The following is a 15180-nucleotide window of genomic DNA, read 5'->3' as shown; positions in this document are numbered from 1 at the left end:
CTAGATATGATTGGAGGTGTTTTTTCAATTGAGGTTAAACTCAGATGAAGAGAATAATACTGGAGTCGTTAAAAGCCTGGATAGACCATCGTGCCGCCAGCAAAGGCGCCGCGCTGGCCTTTTACACCCTGTTTTCCATGACGCCCATCCTGATGCTGGCGATCGCCGTCGCCGGATTTTTTTTTGGTATGCAAGCGGCACAGGGAGAGATCATAGGCCAGATACAAGGTCTGGTTGGGCCGAATGGCGCACAGGCGATCCAGGCATTGCTGGCCGCAGCGCGCGACCCCGTATCGGGATTGATGGCAACGATCGGCGCCGTTGTCCTGCTGGCGATTGGCGCGAGCAGCGTATTTGCCGAATTAAAAGGCAGTCTGGATGAAATATGGGGGATAGTGCGGCCCGGCCATTCAGCTTTTCTTACCCTGCTTAGAACCCGTGTCCTATCTTTCAGCCTGGTGCTGGTGCTTGCATTCCTGTTGCTCATTTCCCTGGTGTTCAGTGCGGCGATTGCCATGCTGGAGCGTTATGTAGGAACGATGTGGAGTGGTTCTCTGGCCATTCTCTCGATTGTTTCCTCCATCGTTTCGTTTGGCATTATTGCCATTCTGTTCGCGGTCATTTACAAGATGCTCCCGGATGCACCCCTGTCATGGCGGGACGTATGGATCGGGGCTGCTTTCACCGCATTGTTATTCAGCCTGGGAAAATACGTGATCGGTCTCTATCTGGGTAATAGCGGGGTGGCGTCAAGCTTCGGCGCCGCTGGCGCGATGATTGCCCTGTTGTTGTGGGTTTATTACTCAGCGCAAATTTTTTTCTTCGGCGCCGAGTTTACGCGCCAGTACGCACTGAGGTATGGCAGCCTGCAGGAGCGCAGGGAGCACCTGTTGGCATAGGCGAAATAAATTCCAGGCAACGCCCTCCATAGAAAAAGACGCGTCTGCCATCAATATTGAAAAGCGATCCTGCGCCACTATGGTTTGCTACACTGACATACCACAGCGCCTGATCATGACAGAAGGGCTCAATCATAATAATTAAAACGAGAACCTTCGGAAGACGCTCCCGGAAATATGGTTTGGCAAAATAACCATTGCGCACCCTGGTTATTTTATTTCAAAGGGAAACACCGGGCTTCGATGTTTTTTGAGACTGTCTTTTCGGCACTCAAGGTATGGATTATTCTGCCGGAATCGGTTTTCCTGCGGATCCAAGGGGAGATAGCATGACTTTACGCCTTTCGCTGTCCAGGCTGTGCCTACTCATTGGGTTTATATTGGCGCAGCTGGGCATGCCCGCCCTGGCAGCAGGGGAGGTCTGGGTTTATGGTGTGAAGCCTGGCGACACCCTGATTGGCGTTGCGACGGCTTATCTGACCCACCCCAATGACTGGCCAAAGTTACAAATTCTCAACAAAATATCCAACCCGAAACGACTCGTGCCGGGTAGCAATTGCGCCTGCCTCTAGCCTGGTTGAAACGTGAAGCAGCAGTCGCGGAACCCATCTATATACAGGGTAGCGTGACCCGTACACCGCAAAATGGTGTTCCGCAGCCCTTATCCATGGACATGCATCCACAGATGGGCGATACCATTGAAACTGGCGCCGATGCCAGCGTGTCGCTGCGTTTCGTGGACGGCTCGCGTCTGCTACTCACCCCGAATACTCGAATTACCTTGACCGGGATGGTGCTCTTCGGCAAAACGGGAATGGCCCAAACAATCCTTGATCTGCACCGGGGCAGCATCGATACCCGTGTGGCAAAGCAGGAAAAACCTGCTGCGCGTTACGAGATCAAATCGCGACCGCTCAATCTGTCCGTGCGCGGTACCGATTTTCGTGCCCACGTGGACGACACAGACCAGGTCTCCCGCAGCGAGGTGCTGGAGGGAGCCGTGCAAGCCAGCGGTGCAGGCAACAAGACGGTTGCGGTGAAAGCCGGGTTTGGTACGCTGGCCGCAGCGGGTGAACCGCCGCGCGCACCAATAACACTGCTGCCGGCACCCGACTTGAGTCGCGTACCGGCTTTGATTGAACGACCGCCACTGCGTATCGATTTGCCCGCCACAGCCGGTGTCGAAAGCTATCATGCCCAGGTGTTTTCGGATCGCTCTTTCAGCAACCTGCTTCTGGATGGCATATTCAAAGGTAAAGCCGCTAAATGGACTGATTTGCCTGACGGACATTATATGTTGCGTGTGCGCGGGATCGATCAAAATGGTCTGGAAGGCCTGAATGCGGATCGCGAATTCGTGCTCAAGGCGCGCCCCGAGCCTCCTTTCGTCAGTGCGCCGTTAGACGGGCAAAAGTCTTATGGTCCCGAAGCCAAACTGCGCTGGAGTACTTCGATGTCCGCGCAGAGCTATCATGTGCAAGTGTCGGCGAATCCCGATTTTTCTGCGTTGCTGGCGGACGTGCCCGATCTGCCGAAAACGGAATATGCCGTGACACTTGCACCTGGCCAATACTATTGGCGCATCGCCTCCATTACCGCCGGGCAGGATCAAGGCCCATATAGCGACGTGCAGGGATTCACCCAGCGCAAAATACCCGAGAGTCCCAAAATGGACGCACCGCAAATGAGCGACAAGAGTTTGACGTTTCGCTGGTCCGCCGGCGACCAGGGCAGCCAGTATCAGTTGCAACTTGCGCGTGACCCCGAATTCGCCCAGCCGATCTTTGACAAGGTGTTAACCACTAATCAGATCCAGATTGATCGTCCCAAACCCGGCACTTATTATTTGCGCATCAAGACCATCGATGCGGACGGTTTTGCCGGCCCTTTCGGAAGCGTTCAAATACTTGAAGTTCCAGGATCAAAGTGGTGGATGCTTTTATTGCTTGTACCGCTCGTTCCTTTTGCACTGTAGGACAGAGGCCGCATCCAGTTGATTTCCGTGCCAGCTAGAATTCTCCGCGTCGCTCGGCTTTTGTGGGTGCCCTTGAGTGCGCTGGCTTTGGCATGGGCACTGAGCCTCACTCCCTTGTATCAACGGCTGGACTTGTTGACTCTGGACGCACAGACAAGGCTGGTGGCGCAAAATCATTATTTCAAGGACGCGCTGGTCATCGATATCGATGACCATTCCTTGCAAGAGATGCAGGCTTATTTCGGAGGGTGGCCCTACAAGCGCGATATCTACGCCATGCTCATCGACTATTTGAACGAGATGGGTGCGCGCACGGTGGCCCTCGATATTGTTTTCGCCGATCCGCGCGAAGGCGACAAACGGTTGAGTAATGCCATTTCCCGCGCGGGGAATGTCGTACTCTCAGCCACCGCGCGCAGCGCAGTCGAAGAGGGCGAGCGGCCGGCTGTCCTGGATGGACTGGCCTGGAAGGTTCCTGAGGGATTGCGCGCCCAAGTATGGCCAGTTGTGCAACTACCACTCCAGGAATTTACCCGGCCGGCTAAAGAATCAGCCCATATAGGCGTTGTTTCCGCGATAGCTGATAGTGATGGCATATTGCGCCGTCTTCCGCTGTTTTATCGGTTCAACGGACAATACTTGCCTAGCTTGCCAGTCGTGGCCTATTTCAGCGCCGACCCGCGGCCGCGGGTCCAAATCAATCCTGATGGTACGACCCAGGTCGGAACATTCATCTGGCCGACCGACGGGGAGGGGGCTGTTCGCCTGTATTACCCGCGCAATAAAAATTCAGTGCTGACTATCCCTTTCGCGCGCGCCGCCAAGGCCATGCTGGGTATGCAAGGACAGGCGCTGGATCCGAATCTGTTTCACGGCAAGACTGTTTTCGTCGGCAGCACGGCGTTTTATTCCGACAGTGTGCACACCCCGGTGGGTAATATGTCCGGTGTCGAAATTCTGGCCATCGCCTATGAGTCCCTGGGGCAGCATCTGATTCTGGCGCCGAGCGACTGGCGCTGGACGGGAATACTGTTGCTGATCGCGCTGCTTCCTTCGCTGCTGTTGTTTTGGCAACCGCGCCGCCGGTTTCGCGCGGGAACAAAATACAGTCTTGCCGCCGCCGGCATAATCTATTGCGGCCACCTCGTACTGCTGTATTGGTTTAAACAGGAAAGCGCGCTGTTGCTGCCGCTGCTGGTCGTCCTGATCGCGAACTTGCTGGAGTTGATGCGCGCAGTACATATTCGCAACGAGGAACAGAAAGCGGAAATTCATGTGCTCGCGAATGATGATCCGCTGACCCGTTTGCCCAACCGTTTTTCCATGCAGATGCAGCTGGCTCATGCCATCGAGCACGCCCGAATACGCCATGGCAGTCTGGCGGTGCTGCTGATAGGATTAAACGAATTAAATGCCATCAATACCGCGCTTGGCCATGAAACCGGCGATCAATTATTGATCGAAGTGGCAGATCGCTTGCGCGCCAGCATGCCGTCCACCCATATCCTCGCGCGTCTTGGGGGCGGTGAGTTTGTCCTATGCAGCGCCGACGCATCCTCCGCCCTGCAAGATGCGGATACGATCCTGGCCGCTATCGCCAAACCCTATCATCTGGCCAGGCAGGAACTGCACGTCAGCGCCAACGTGGGTATCAGCCTGTATCCCGACGATGGAAATGATGCTGCAACTCTCGTGAGGCAGGCTGATAGCGCCATGCGAAATGCCAGGGCGCAGGGCCGAAACACCCGCAACAGCTTCACTCCGGATATCGGCCGGGCGGCGGTGGATCGACTTTTGCTCGAGAACCAGTTGCATCAGGCGCTGGATGGCAACGAATTGGTGTTGTTCTACCAGCCGCAAATCGACATGCTATCGGGGCGCATGATCGCTGTCGAAGCTTTGGTGCGCTGGAATCATCCGGTGCATGGTTTGCTGGGCCCTGACCATTTCATACCTTTGGCGGAAAAATCCGAACTGGTACTGCCCCTGGGTGAATGGGTGGTGCGTACCGCCTGCCAGCAAATGCAAGCATGGCATCTGGCCGGATTGACTCACATCAAACGTGTAGCGGTCAATCTGTCTGCCCGGCAGTTTGAGCAAGCTGATCTGCCGGCGTTTGTCGCCAGCATACTCAAGGAAACGCAGCTCGAAGCAGGCCATCTGGAGCTGGAAATCACCGAATCCGTGGCCATGGAAAAACCCGAACGCACTATCAAAATTCTCAACACGCTGCTTGATATGGGGATCAGGCTTGCGCTGGACGATTTCGGTACCGGCTACTCCTCCATGACCTATCTTAAACAGCTTCCCATCACCACCCTCAAAATCGACGCATCCTTTGTCCGCAACATCGAGACGGACCGTTACGACGCGGAAATCTGTACGGCGACCATTTCCCTGGCCCGCAAGCTCGGTTTGAACGTGGTGGCGGAGGGCGTGGAAACACCCGGTCAATTTCGCTTCCTGCGCAATATCGAATGCCACGAAGCCCAGGGATTCCTGATCAGTCACCCTCTGCCGGCTGCAGAGCTGGCGCAGTTTCAGCCGCCGCCCAATCCGGACTGAGCCGAGCTTTGTGCAGGTCAAGACGCCTGCGTATTTGCTGCCCGGAATTCAGTTCTTGATGGCCGAAAAAACCTTCTTCGCCAGTGCTCCCGTCGCCTCCAGCGGATTCGCGCGGATCGCTTTTTCCTGCTCCGCCATCATCACGAACAAACCGTCCAATGCCTTGCGGGTGACATAGTCGTCCATGTTGGCGTCGCGCTGATCCACCAGGCCCAACGCTGCGCCTTTTGCAGCGAACTCATCGTACTTCCGGGCAAGCTGAACTTTCTCCATTGATTTCTCTACGATGGGTTTGAATTTTCCGGCCAGCGCGGTTTCTGTTTTCATGCGGAAGTATTGCGTGGCGGCGTCATTGCCGCCGGTGAGGATGCCCCTGGCGTCATTGACGCTCATGCTTTTTACCGCACCGACCAGCAGCGTTTTCGCTTCAGGCACGGCGGCTTCAGCGGCGCGATTCATCGAAGTGATCAAGTCGTCGGCGTATTTTCCCATTCCCACTGTCTGCATCAGACTAGCTATTTTTTGCAGGTTTCCCGGCAATGGGATGCGCACCTTGTCATTTCCAAGGTAGCCGTTTTGTTTTGCCAGTTCGCGCACGGCCGTTTCTGCACCTTGCGTGAGCGCCTGTTTCAGGCTGCCGACCTGATCCTTGTTGCTGATGCCGGCCAAACCAGCGGCCGATGCGGACGAGTTATCCGAGTTCTGTGGCAAGGATTTGCCGAGATTCTGGAGCTGGTCGCTGTTAATGATTCCGCCCAAATCAAAGGCGTGGGCCGGAGCAGTCCCGAGCACAATGGATACGGCAAATATACTGTTGATAAAGTGATTTTTCAGCATGATGTCCCCCTCTTTTTTGTATCAGGCATTTTGCACGGTATGGCGATGCCAGATCATTCTAAGCCTGTATTGGCCCGGTCATCCAAATGAAAAGGCCAGCTTGTGAGCTGGCCTTTTCATGGATACCGTCATTTTTCAGGCTTGTGCAGCCTGCACCGGTATCTCATTGCGCCTGGCGACGATGCGATTGTGTTCATCCACATACACCAGTTGCGGAGCGAACTTTTGCAGTTCGATTTCGTTGTAGCTGGCATAGGTGGCGATAATCAGCAGATCGCCGGGGTTGGCCTTGTGCGCGGCGGCGCCATTGACGGAAATGGTGCCGGAATCGCGCTCGGCGCGAATGGCGTAGGTGGTGAAGCGCTCGCCGTTGGTCACGTTGTAGATGTCGATCTGCTGGTATTCGCGAATATCGGCGGCTTCCAGCAGGGTTTCGTCGATTGCGCACGAGCCTTCATAGTGCAGTTCCGATTGGGTGACTCGCACACGGTGCAACTTGGATTTCAGCATGGTTCTTTGCATGGTCTCGCCCTCGCTCAGGGAACGAATATTAGACCGCCATTATAAACTATAAAGTTTCTGCGCCACCGGCTTCGATATTGTCGATCAGCCGTGTGCTGCCCAGGTGCGCCGCACCGAGTACGACGAAGCGGGTGTCGCCGGGCTCGGGCAGGGTGAGTGCGGGGCTGCGAATGGCGATGTAATCCACGCGCCAGCCATGTACGGCGAGGGTGGCGGTGGCAGCCAGCTCCAGCGCTGTAAAATCACGTTCTCCAGCCGCCAGCCGGTCGCAAATTGAACTCAAGGTCTGGTACAGGCGCGGCGCCTCGGAGCGCTCCGGCTCGCTCAGGAAGCCGTTGCGGGACGACAGTGCCAGGCCATCGGCCGCGCGCACGGTCGCACTGGCCACAATCGCTACCGGCACATTCAAATCCGCGACCATGCCGCGAATAATCGCCAGCTGCTGATAGTCTTTTTGCCCGAACAGCGCCACACGCGGCTGCACAATGTTGAACAGCTTCATGACGATGGTCGCCACGCCGCGGAAATGCCCGGGACGGAATGCGCCGCACAGCTCGTCGGCCAGGGCGGGTGGTTTGACGTGGTAGCTTTGCGGGTGCGGGAAGAGTTCTGGCGCATCGGGTGCGAAAACGACGTCGGCACCGGCCTCGCGTAATAGCTCGCAATCGTGAGTCAGCGTGCGCGGATAACGCGAAAAATCCTCATTCGCGCCGAATTGCAGCGGATTCACGAAGATGCTGACGGCCACCCGGGCCGCATGCCGGCGCGCCAGGCGTACCAGCGCGAGATGGCCTGCATGCAGGTTGCCCATGGTGGCTACCAGGGCCAGGTCATTGTGCTCGGCGCGCCAGCGGCGCATTTCGGCGATCGTGTAGATGATTTGCATGGGTTTTAAAACCAAATCCGGTTGCCACAGAGATCACCGAGGGCACCGAGTGAAACCGGTTTGCGCCGTGACCTCTGCGTCTTCTGTGGCGGTTTTCAGGCCGTCAGAAACAATGTTCAGGCGCCGGGAACTGCCCGCCTTTGACCGCCTGCACATAGGCGCTCACCGCAGCCTGAATGCTGTCCGCACCCGCCATGAAATTTTTCACAAAACGCGCCGGCTTGCCGGGGGTGATGCCGAGCATGTCGTGCAGAACCAGCACCTGGGCAGAGCAATCCGGGCCGGCGCCGATGCCGATGGTGGGCACATGCAGCGCCTCCGTGATGGATTTGGCGAGCGCAGCCGGGACCGCTTCCATCAGCACCATGCACGCGCCTGCCTGCTCGAGCGCCTGCGCATCGGCGCGTAACTGTTGCGCGGCGCTGTCTGTTTTTCCCTGCACTTTGTAACCGCCCAGCGCGTTCACCGATTGCGGCAGCAGGCCGATATGCGCGCACACCGGAATACCGCGCGCGCTGAGGAATGCAATGGTTTCGACCATCACTGCGCCGCCTTCGAGTTTGACGCAATGCGCGCCAGCCGCCATCAATGCTGCTGCCGATTGCAGCGCCTGTGCCGGGCTGGCCTGATAGCTGCCGAACGGCAGGTCGGCGATGATGAAGCTATGCGTCGCGCCGCGCGCCACGGCAGCGGTGTGGTAGGCCATGTCCGGCAGGCTTACCGGCAGAGTGGAACCCCGGCCTTGCAGCACCATACCCAGCGAATCGCCGACCAGCAGCATATCCACGCCGGCGGATTCCAGCAGGGTAGCGAAGGTGGCGTCATAGCAGGTCAGCACGGCGAGTTTTTCGCCCTGGTCTGCGCGCTGCTGCAAAGTGGTCAGCGTTATTTTCATGGTGCGATTTTATACCGCCCGGTTAAAAAATTCGCGATTGCCGCGCATCGCCTGAATCTGCTGCAAGAGCAGCGCGAAGTCCGCGTCGTTTTGCACGAAATTGAGGTGCTCGCAGTTGACGATGAACAGCGGCGCAGCCGTGTAGTTGTAAAAATAGCGCGTGTAGCTCTCGGTCAGGCGGCGCAGATAATCGGTCGAGATATTGCGCTCGTAGTCAATGCCGCGTCCGAGCACGCGCGCCTGCAAAACATCCGGCCTGGCCTGCAGGTAGATCACCAGGTCGGGCACCGGCGCCTTGGGCTGGAGTTCATCGTAGATTTTCTGGTACAGGCGAAACTCGTCGTCATCCAGATTCAGACGCGCGAACAGCAAATCCTTGTCCAGTAAAAAATCCGCCACGGTATTGTGGCGAAACAGATCGGACTGCTGCAGATCCTGCACCTGGCCGCTGCGCTGGAACAGGAAAAACAGCTGAGTGGCCAGTGCGTAGCGCTTCGGGTCCTGATAAAAACGCGGCAGGAAGGGGTTTTCACTTGCGCCTTCCAGCAGCACGTCCGCGTGCAAATGGTCTGCGATGCGCCGCGCCAGACTGGTTTTGCCAGCGCCTATCGGGCCTTCAACAGCGATATAGCGATATTTTTCCAGCATTTTTCATGGTCTTTTTTCTGTGATCTTGTTCTGACTGATCCAGTTGTCGGCCACCCGCGTCAGGCCATGCCCGCTCACGCCGGGCAGGTAGTGGGCGGCGGCCTGCAGGCCGGGGATCACCATGTCCGGCGCGATTTCCAGCAACGGCACCAGCACGAAGGCGCGCTCGTGCATGCGCGGATGCGGCAGCGTCAGCCCGGCATCGTGGCATTGCAGCGCAGCATAGCTCAATACGTCCAGATCGATCACGCGCGGCGCATTGCGGAAGGTACGCTCACGCCCGAATGCATGCTCGATGTTGAGCAGGGCATCGAGCAACTGGTGCGGCGCGAGGCTGGTTTCGAGCTGCGCCACGGCGTTGATGAAGTCAGGCTGGTCGGCATAGCCTACCGCCGCATTCAGATATAACGAGGAGCGCGCCAGCAAGCGGGTGCCGGGCAGGGCGGCGATGGCTTCGAGTGCCGCCAGTACCTGCCCGGCGGGGTCGGACAAATTGCTGCCGAGTGCGACAAAGGCGTGCGCAGGCAGCCTGGCGGGCGTGCAGGAGTTCATGCTTCGCCAGCCTGTTCACTGGCGACCGCCGGTTTTTTGCCGCGTTTGCGGCGGCGTTTGGGTGCACCCTGGGTTTCGGGCAGCAGCATGGCGGCGCGGGTTTCTTCCGAGGCGTCCTGGAAGGTGGTCCACCAGTCGCCCAGCTCCTGCGCCACTTCGCCGCTCTGCGCACGCAGCAGTAAAAAATCATAACCGGCGCGAAAGCGCGGGTGCGGCAACAGGCGGTAGGGGCGGCTGCCCGAACGCTGTTCGAAGCGCGCTTGCATGCTCCAGATTTCTTTCATCGTGCCATCCAGGCGGCGCGGTACGGCCAGACGTTCGCGCTGGCGGTCGAGTACCGCATCCATAGCTTCGAACAATGCAGGCGCAGGTTTTGTGCCCGCTGCAATACGTGCCTTGTAGTCGCTTTGCAGTTCATGCCAAAGCAGGGTGGCAAACAGGAACGCGGGTGACACCGGTTTGCCCGCCTGCACGCGCAAGTCGGTATTGTGCAGCGCAGCGGTGATAAAGCGCTCGCCCTCAGGTTGCGCCAGGATGGTATCCAGCAATGGCAATATGCCGTGGTGCAGGCCCTCGGCACGCAACTGGTGTACGCCGCGCAAGGCGTGGCCGGACAACAGCAGCTTGAGCATTTCGTCGAACAGACGCGACGGCGGCACATTTTCCAGCAGGTCGGCCAGTTCCGCCACCGGCGCGCGCGTGGCCTCGTCAATCTTGAAATCCAGCTTGGCTGCGAAGCGAGCCGCACGCAGCATGCGTATCGGGTCCTCCCGATAGCGTGTGGCGGGGTCGCCGATCATGCGCAGGGTCTTGCGTTCGATGTCCGCAACGCCGCCGCGATAGTCCCAGATTTCCTGGCTGGCGGGATCGTAATACAGGGCATTGACAGTGAAATCGCGGCGTTCCGCGTCGTCCTCCTGATTGCCGAACACGTTGTCGCGCACGATGCGGCCGGTTGCATCGGTGGCGCGGTCATCATCGTCTTCCGTCACCAGGCCGTTGGAGCGAAACGTGGAGACTTCGATGGTATCCGCCCCGCACATCACATGCACCAGCCGGAAACGCCGTCCGATAATGCGCGAGCGCCGGAACAGCGCATGCACCTGTTCGGGAGTGGCGTTGGTGGCGACGTCGAAATCCTTGGGGGTCTTGCCGAGCAGCAGGTCACGCACCGCGCCGCCGACGATGAATGCCGCAAAGCCGCCCTGTTGCAGGGTATCGGTGACTTTCAGCGCGCACGGCAGGATGCGCTCTCGAGTCAGACCGTGTTGTTCGAGCGGGATTTTTTGCAGGCGGGATTTTTTGGCGGCAGCGGTTTTTTTGCCAAATACGCGCTGTATCAAGCGTGCGATCATCGAATCGCCGGGGACAGGCCGAAAAGTGGGAGGGTATATAAAATCATGTCAGGTGGGAGTGCGCGGCAATCCAAATTGCGGATTATACACTGAGTCATATGGGCTGAGACCGCGCCGGATCGGAGCTCTGCCTGGTTCGGCGGCGCGCATGGGCATGGCCTGCACCGCCCTGACGGGTGCATGCAATAGCCAAATCGGCTAACATCAATACAGGCAAGCCGTTTGTCCAGGCTACGCATGATTCAATTACCATTTTTTTTAACGTTCAGGAAAACATGTACTCAACTGTAGAACTCGCCGAAATTGCTTTTTATCAGGCTTTTGAGGATGCCAAGGTCGAGGCCATGATGGCTGTCTGGTCAAGCACGGCGGAGATCAGTTGCATTCATCCGACGGGTCCGGTGCTGGTGGGCGTCGATGCGATACGCAAGAGCTGGCAACAGATTTTTGCCGGGGGCAGCGGGGTTACGGTGCAGGTCAATGTGCTGCGTGAATACGCCAGCGCGACGCAGGTGGTGCATCTGGTCGAGGAACTGCTGACCGTGACGGGAAACACGGCGCAACAGGGGCATGTGCTCGCCACGAACGTGTATCAACTGGAGGGTGACGGTTGGCGTCTGGTAGCGCATCACGGCACCCCCGCGCCGCATCCCCAGCCGACCGGCAAGGCGCCGACCCTGCATTGAAGGGGCAACCGGGGCATTGGATCGTAGTGTCGCGCCATGTGCAAGGTTTCAACCCAGGCCGTTTTGATATACTGGCAACAATGAATCCGGAAATAAATCCCTCTGCAGCGAAACCGGCTGGTAGTGATTCATGCGCGACCTGCCGGAATATACGCCATGCCATACCGTGTTACTGAATATCAGGCACCCGCCTGGTTACCGGGCGGCGACTTACAAACCATCTACCCCTATTTCTTTGCGCCGGTTGCTCAAATAGACTACCGGCGCGAGCGCTGGGAACTGCCGGATGGCGATTTTCTCGACCTCGACTGGATGGACGCGGCTGCGGATGCGCCGCTGGTGGTGTTGTTTCACGGTCTGGAAGGCAACTCGCGCGGGTTTTATGCGCTGGCGTTGATGCATGCAGTCAAGCAGCGCGGCTGGCGCGGCGTCGTGGTGAATTTTCGCGGCTGTTCGGGCGAACCCAATCGCCTCCCGCGCGCCTATTTTGCCGGCGACAGTGCCGAGATCGATTACGTTCTCAAGCGCCTGCAGCTGAAAAACGGTCATGCTGCAGTGTATGCGGTCGGCGTGTCACTTGGAGGAAATGCCCTGCTCAAATGGTTGGGCGAAATGGGCGAAAATGCCATGGCGCTGATCACCCGCGCGGTAGCGATTTCCGCGCCGCTGGATCTTACCGTTGCCGGACATAGCCTGGACAAAGGCATTAACCGCTATACCTACACAGCAAAATTTTTATATACGCTCAAGCAAAAGGCGCTGCAAAAACTCAATGCCTATCCGGCCTTGTATGCACGCGAACAGGTCAAGGCCGTCTCCTCCCTGTATGCCTTCGATGACCTGGTGACGGCGCCGTTGCATGGTTACCAAGGCGTGGACGATTACTGGCGGCGCGCGTCCAGCAAACCAGGCTTGATTCATGTACGCGCGCCCACTTTGCTCATCAACGCGCGCAACGACCCGTTCATGCCAGGCACAGCGCTGCCCGGTGCTGGCGAAGTTTCATCTGCGATTACTCTGGATTTCCCGGCGCAAGGCGGTCATGTAGGATTTCTGCAAGGGCCTTTCCCCGGCAATGTGAATTGGCTACCGCAACGTGCGCTGGGTTTTTTTGAGACCGGCCAATGACGACAGCGTCACACAGGTAGAATAGTCTGATCATCACCACACAATTCAGCCGCGTGCGTTCTTAATTTTATTATCAGGAGTTCCCATGACTACATTTCCAAAAGAAATTTTCAAGGCTTACGATATTCGCGGCATCGTCGGCAAAACACTCACCCCGGAGATCGTCGAGGCCATCGGTCACGCGATTGGTTCGGAAGCGGTTGCACGTCGCCAGAGCGCTATTTGCATCGGCCGCGACGGGCGTTTGTCCGGCCCGGGACTGGCCGCAGCGCTGGCGCGCGGCATTCAGAAGGCCGGCATCGACGTGATCGATCTGGGCATGGTGGCCACACCGATGACGTATTTCGCGGCTTACGAGCTCGGCACGCATTCCGCCGTGATGGTGACCGGCAGCCACAACCCGCCCGACTACAACGGTTTGAAGATGGTTTTGGGCGGTGAGACCCTGTCCGGCGACACCATCCAGGCGCTGCGACTGCGGCTGGAGAACAACGACCTCGCGCAAGGTGGCGGCCGTTACAGCCAGCACGACATCGCACCCGCCTATCTGGATCGCATCGCCGGCGACATCAAGCTGGCACGCCCGATGAAAATCATCGTCGACGCCGGCAATGGCGTGCCCGGCGCATTCGGCCCGGAGTTGTATCGCCGCCTGGGTTGCACGGTGGAGGAGATGTTCTGCGAGGTGGACGGCAACTTTCCCAATCACCATCCCGACCCGTCGCAGCCGAAAAACCTGGTGGATCTGATTGCCCGGCTGAAAACCAGCGACGCGGAAATCGGTCTCGCCTTCGACGGCGACGGCGACCGTCTGGGTGTGGTCACCAAGGACGGCAGCATCATCTTCCCGGATCGCCAGTTGATGCTGTTCGCCGATGATGTATTGAGCCGCAACCCGGATGCCGAGATCATTTTCGACGTGAAATCCACGCGCAAGCTGTTCGACTGGATACGCGCCCGCGGTGGACGCCCGCTGCTGTGGAAAACCGGCCACAGTTTCATCAAGGCCAAAATGAAGGAAACCGGCGCGCTGCTGGCCGGGGAGATGTCCGGCCATATCTTTTTCAAGGAGCGCTGGTACGGCTTCGACGACGGCATGTATGCCGGGGCGCGCCTGCTCGAATACCTGAGCAAGCAGGCCGATATCAACGCGACCCTGCATGGCCTGCCGGACACCGTGAACACCCCGGAACTCAACATCACCATGGCCGAAGGCGAACACTACACGCTGATGGACAAACTGCAAAAGAGCGCCACCTTCCCCGATGCGCGTGAAATCATCACTCTCGATGGTCTGCGCGTGGAATACGCCGACGGCTTCGGACTGGCGCGGCCTTCCAACACCACGCCGGTGATCGTGTTGCGCTTCGAGGCGGATACCCAGGCCGGCATCGAACGCATCCAGGCCGATTTCCGGCGTGTGCTGCACGACGCCGCACCGGCGCTGGCGTTGCCGTTCTGAGGCGGGCATGGATACGATTCATATCGGTCTGGTTTCCATCTCCGATCGCGCCTCCAGCGGCGTGTACGAGGACAAGGGCATTCCCGCGCTGAAAGAATGGCTGGAAGCCGCATTGCACAACCCATGCAGCTTCGACACCCGGCTTATCCCGGATGAACAGCCGCTGATCGAAGCCACGCTGAAAGAACTGGCCGACCAATGCGCCTGCGCGCTGATCCTGACCACCGGTGGTACCGGCCCTGCGCCGCGCGATGTGACGCCGGAAGCCACGCGCGCTGTAGCGCACAAGGAATTGCCGGGGTTTGGCGAGACGATGCGCGCCGTAAGCCTGAAATATGTGCCCACCGCCATCCTGTCGCGCCAGGTCGGCGTAGTGCGCGGTACCAGCCTGATCCTGAATTTGCCGGGCCAGCCCAAGGCGATCAAGGAAACGCTGGATGGCGTATTTGCGGCTGTGCCCTACTGTGTGGACCTGATCGGCGGGCCTTATATGGAAACCCGGGAAGACGTGATTAAGGCATTTCGACCGAAGAGTGCGCAAAAACCTTAGCGGTTGAATAGCATGGATCACCTGTCGAGGGCGAGTTAAGTGCAAGGGACGGGAACAGGTAGTGAAAAATAATTGTGGTGTCCCCGATTTACGCTCGCTAGACGCACACGACGATATAAGCGGCAGCTATAGACTCGGCACGAATTATCCGTGAACTTTAAGGTTTGTAACGTGTCTCAGCGCGCATGGAAAAAGAAGACGCCCGCAAGCAGTCGCGAGA

15 protein-coding genes are annotated in these 15180 nt (G+C 58.2%); 8 read left to right on the top strand and 7 right to left on the bottom strand.

The features are described 5' to 3' along the window. Positions 1 to 44: 44 nt before the first annotated feature. The 4 genes from EI185_RS16045 to EI185_RS16030 all read left to right on the top strand — a co-directional run bounded on the left by EI185_RS16045 (position 45) and on the right by EI185_RS16030 (position 5439). On the top strand, positions 45 to 899 hold the full coding sequence (locus EI185_RS16045; protein ID WP_124706164.1) for a YihY/virulence factor BrkB family protein: 855 nt from the start codon (positions 45 to 47) through the stop codon (positions 897 to 899). 329 nt (positions 900 to 1228) lie between these two features. Next, positions 1229 to 1471, top strand: coding sequence for a LysM peptidoglycan-binding domain-containing protein (locus EI185_RS16040; protein ID WP_189836443.1), 243 nt, complete (start codon positions 1229 to 1231; stop codon positions 1469 to 1471). 95 nt (positions 1472 to 1566) lie between these two features. Continuing rightward, positions 1567 to 2874 carry a FecR family protein gene (locus EI185_RS16035; protein ID WP_124706162.1) on the top strand — a complete coding sequence of 436 codons (1308 nt, stop codon included), beginning with the start codon at positions 1567 to 1569 and terminating at the stop codon, positions 2872 to 2874. Positions 2875 to 2946: 72 nt separating this feature from the next. Beyond that, a complete protein-coding gene (locus tag EI185_RS16030) occupies positions 2947 to 5439 on the top strand; it encodes an EAL domain-containing protein (protein ID WP_124706161.1) in 2493 nt (830 codons plus the stop codon). A gap of 48 nt (positions 5440 to 5487) precedes the next feature. Here the strand turns inward: EI185_RS16030 and EI185_RS16025 are convergent, their stop codons facing one another. The 7 genes from EI185_RS16025 to pcnB all read right to left on the bottom strand — a co-directional run bounded on the left by EI185_RS16025 (position 5488) and on the right by pcnB (position 11134). Then, a complete protein-coding gene (locus EI185_RS16025; RefSeq protein ID WP_124706160.1) occupies positions 5488 to 6276 on the bottom strand; it encodes a DUF4197 domain-containing protein in 789 nt (262 codons plus the stop codon). Between the two features lie 135 nt (positions 6277 to 6411). Continuing rightward, positions 6412 to 6798, bottom strand: a complete 387-nt coding sequence (gene panD / locus EI185_RS16020) for an aspartate 1-decarboxylase (protein ID WP_124706159.1) — start codon at positions 6796 to 6798, stop codon at positions 6412 to 6414. A gap of 46 nt (positions 6799 to 6844) precedes the next feature. Further along, on the bottom strand, positions 6845 to 7684 hold the full coding sequence (gene panC / locus EI185_RS16015; RefSeq protein ID WP_124706158.1) for a pantoate--beta-alanine ligase: 840 nt from the start codon (positions 7682 to 7684) through the stop codon (positions 6845 to 6847). A gap of 103 nt (positions 7685 to 7787) precedes the next feature. Further along, the gene (gene panB / locus EI185_RS16010) at positions 7788 to 8579 is read right to left on the bottom strand and encodes a 3-methyl-2-oxobutanoate hydroxymethyltransferase (RefSeq protein WP_124706157.1); all 792 of its coding nucleotides are present in this window, start codon (positions 8577 to 8579) and stop codon (positions 7788 to 7790) included. A 9-nt stretch (positions 8580 to 8588) separates the two neighbouring features. Next, positions 8589 to 9227 carry a deoxynucleoside kinase gene (locus EI185_RS16005; protein ID WP_124706156.1) on the bottom strand — a complete coding sequence of 213 codons (639 nt, stop codon included), beginning with the start codon at positions 9225 to 9227 and terminating at the stop codon, positions 8589 to 8591. Positions 9228 to 9230: 3 nt separating this feature from the next. After that, positions 9231 to 9779 (bottom strand): 2-amino-4-hydroxy-6-hydroxymethyldihydropteridine diphosphokinase, encoded by a 549-nt coding sequence (gene folK / locus EI185_RS16000; protein ID WP_124706155.1) that lies wholly within the window; start codon positions 9777 to 9779, stop codon positions 9231 to 9233. Beyond that, positions 9776 to 11134 carry a polynucleotide adenylyltransferase PcnB gene (gene pcnB, locus EI185_RS15995; RefSeq protein WP_124706154.1) on the bottom strand — a complete coding sequence of 453 codons (1359 nt, stop codon included), beginning with the start codon at positions 11132 to 11134 and terminating at the stop codon, positions 9776 to 9778. The genes folK and pcnB overlap by 4 nt, the downstream gene beginning before the upstream one ends. Before the next feature lie 275 nt (positions 11135 to 11409). Here pcnB and EI185_RS15990 point away from each other — a divergent pair, with 275 nt between their 5' ends. The 4 genes from EI185_RS15990 (at position 11410) to mog (ending at position 14960) form a co-directional block, all read left to right on the top strand. Next, positions 11410 to 11820: a YybH family protein gene (locus EI185_RS15990; RefSeq protein ID WP_124706153.1), complete on the top strand. Its 411-nt coding sequence runs from the start codon at positions 11410 to 11412 to the stop codon at positions 11818 to 11820. A gap of 156 nt (positions 11821 to 11976) precedes the next feature. After that, complete coding sequence (locus EI185_RS15985; RefSeq protein ID WP_124706152.1) at positions 11977 to 12948, top strand: hydrolase; 972 nt, start codon at positions 11977 to 11979, stop codon at positions 12946 to 12948. An 85-nt stretch (positions 12949 to 13033) separates the two neighbouring features. Beyond that, on the top strand, positions 13034 to 14410 hold the full coding sequence (locus tag EI185_RS15980) for a phosphomannomutase/phosphoglucomutase (RefSeq protein ID WP_124706151.1): 1377 nt from the start codon (positions 13034 to 13036) through the stop codon (positions 14408 to 14410). Between the two features lie 7 nt (positions 14411 to 14417). Next, positions 14418 to 14960 (top strand): molybdopterin adenylyltransferase, encoded by a 543-nt coding sequence (gene mog, locus EI185_RS15975; protein ID WP_124706150.1) that lies wholly within the window; start codon positions 14418 to 14420, stop codon positions 14958 to 14960. The last annotated feature ends 220 nt before the right edge of the window (positions 14961 to 15180 follow it).

The organism is Sulfuriferula multivorans, assembly GCF_003851125.1.
GTDB lineage: Bacteria > Pseudomonadota > Gammaproteobacteria > Burkholderiales > Sulfuriferulaceae > Sulfuriferula > Sulfuriferula multivorans.
Note: the sequence above shows the minus strand (reverse complement) of the source record. Positions and strands in the feature narration are given on the sequence as shown.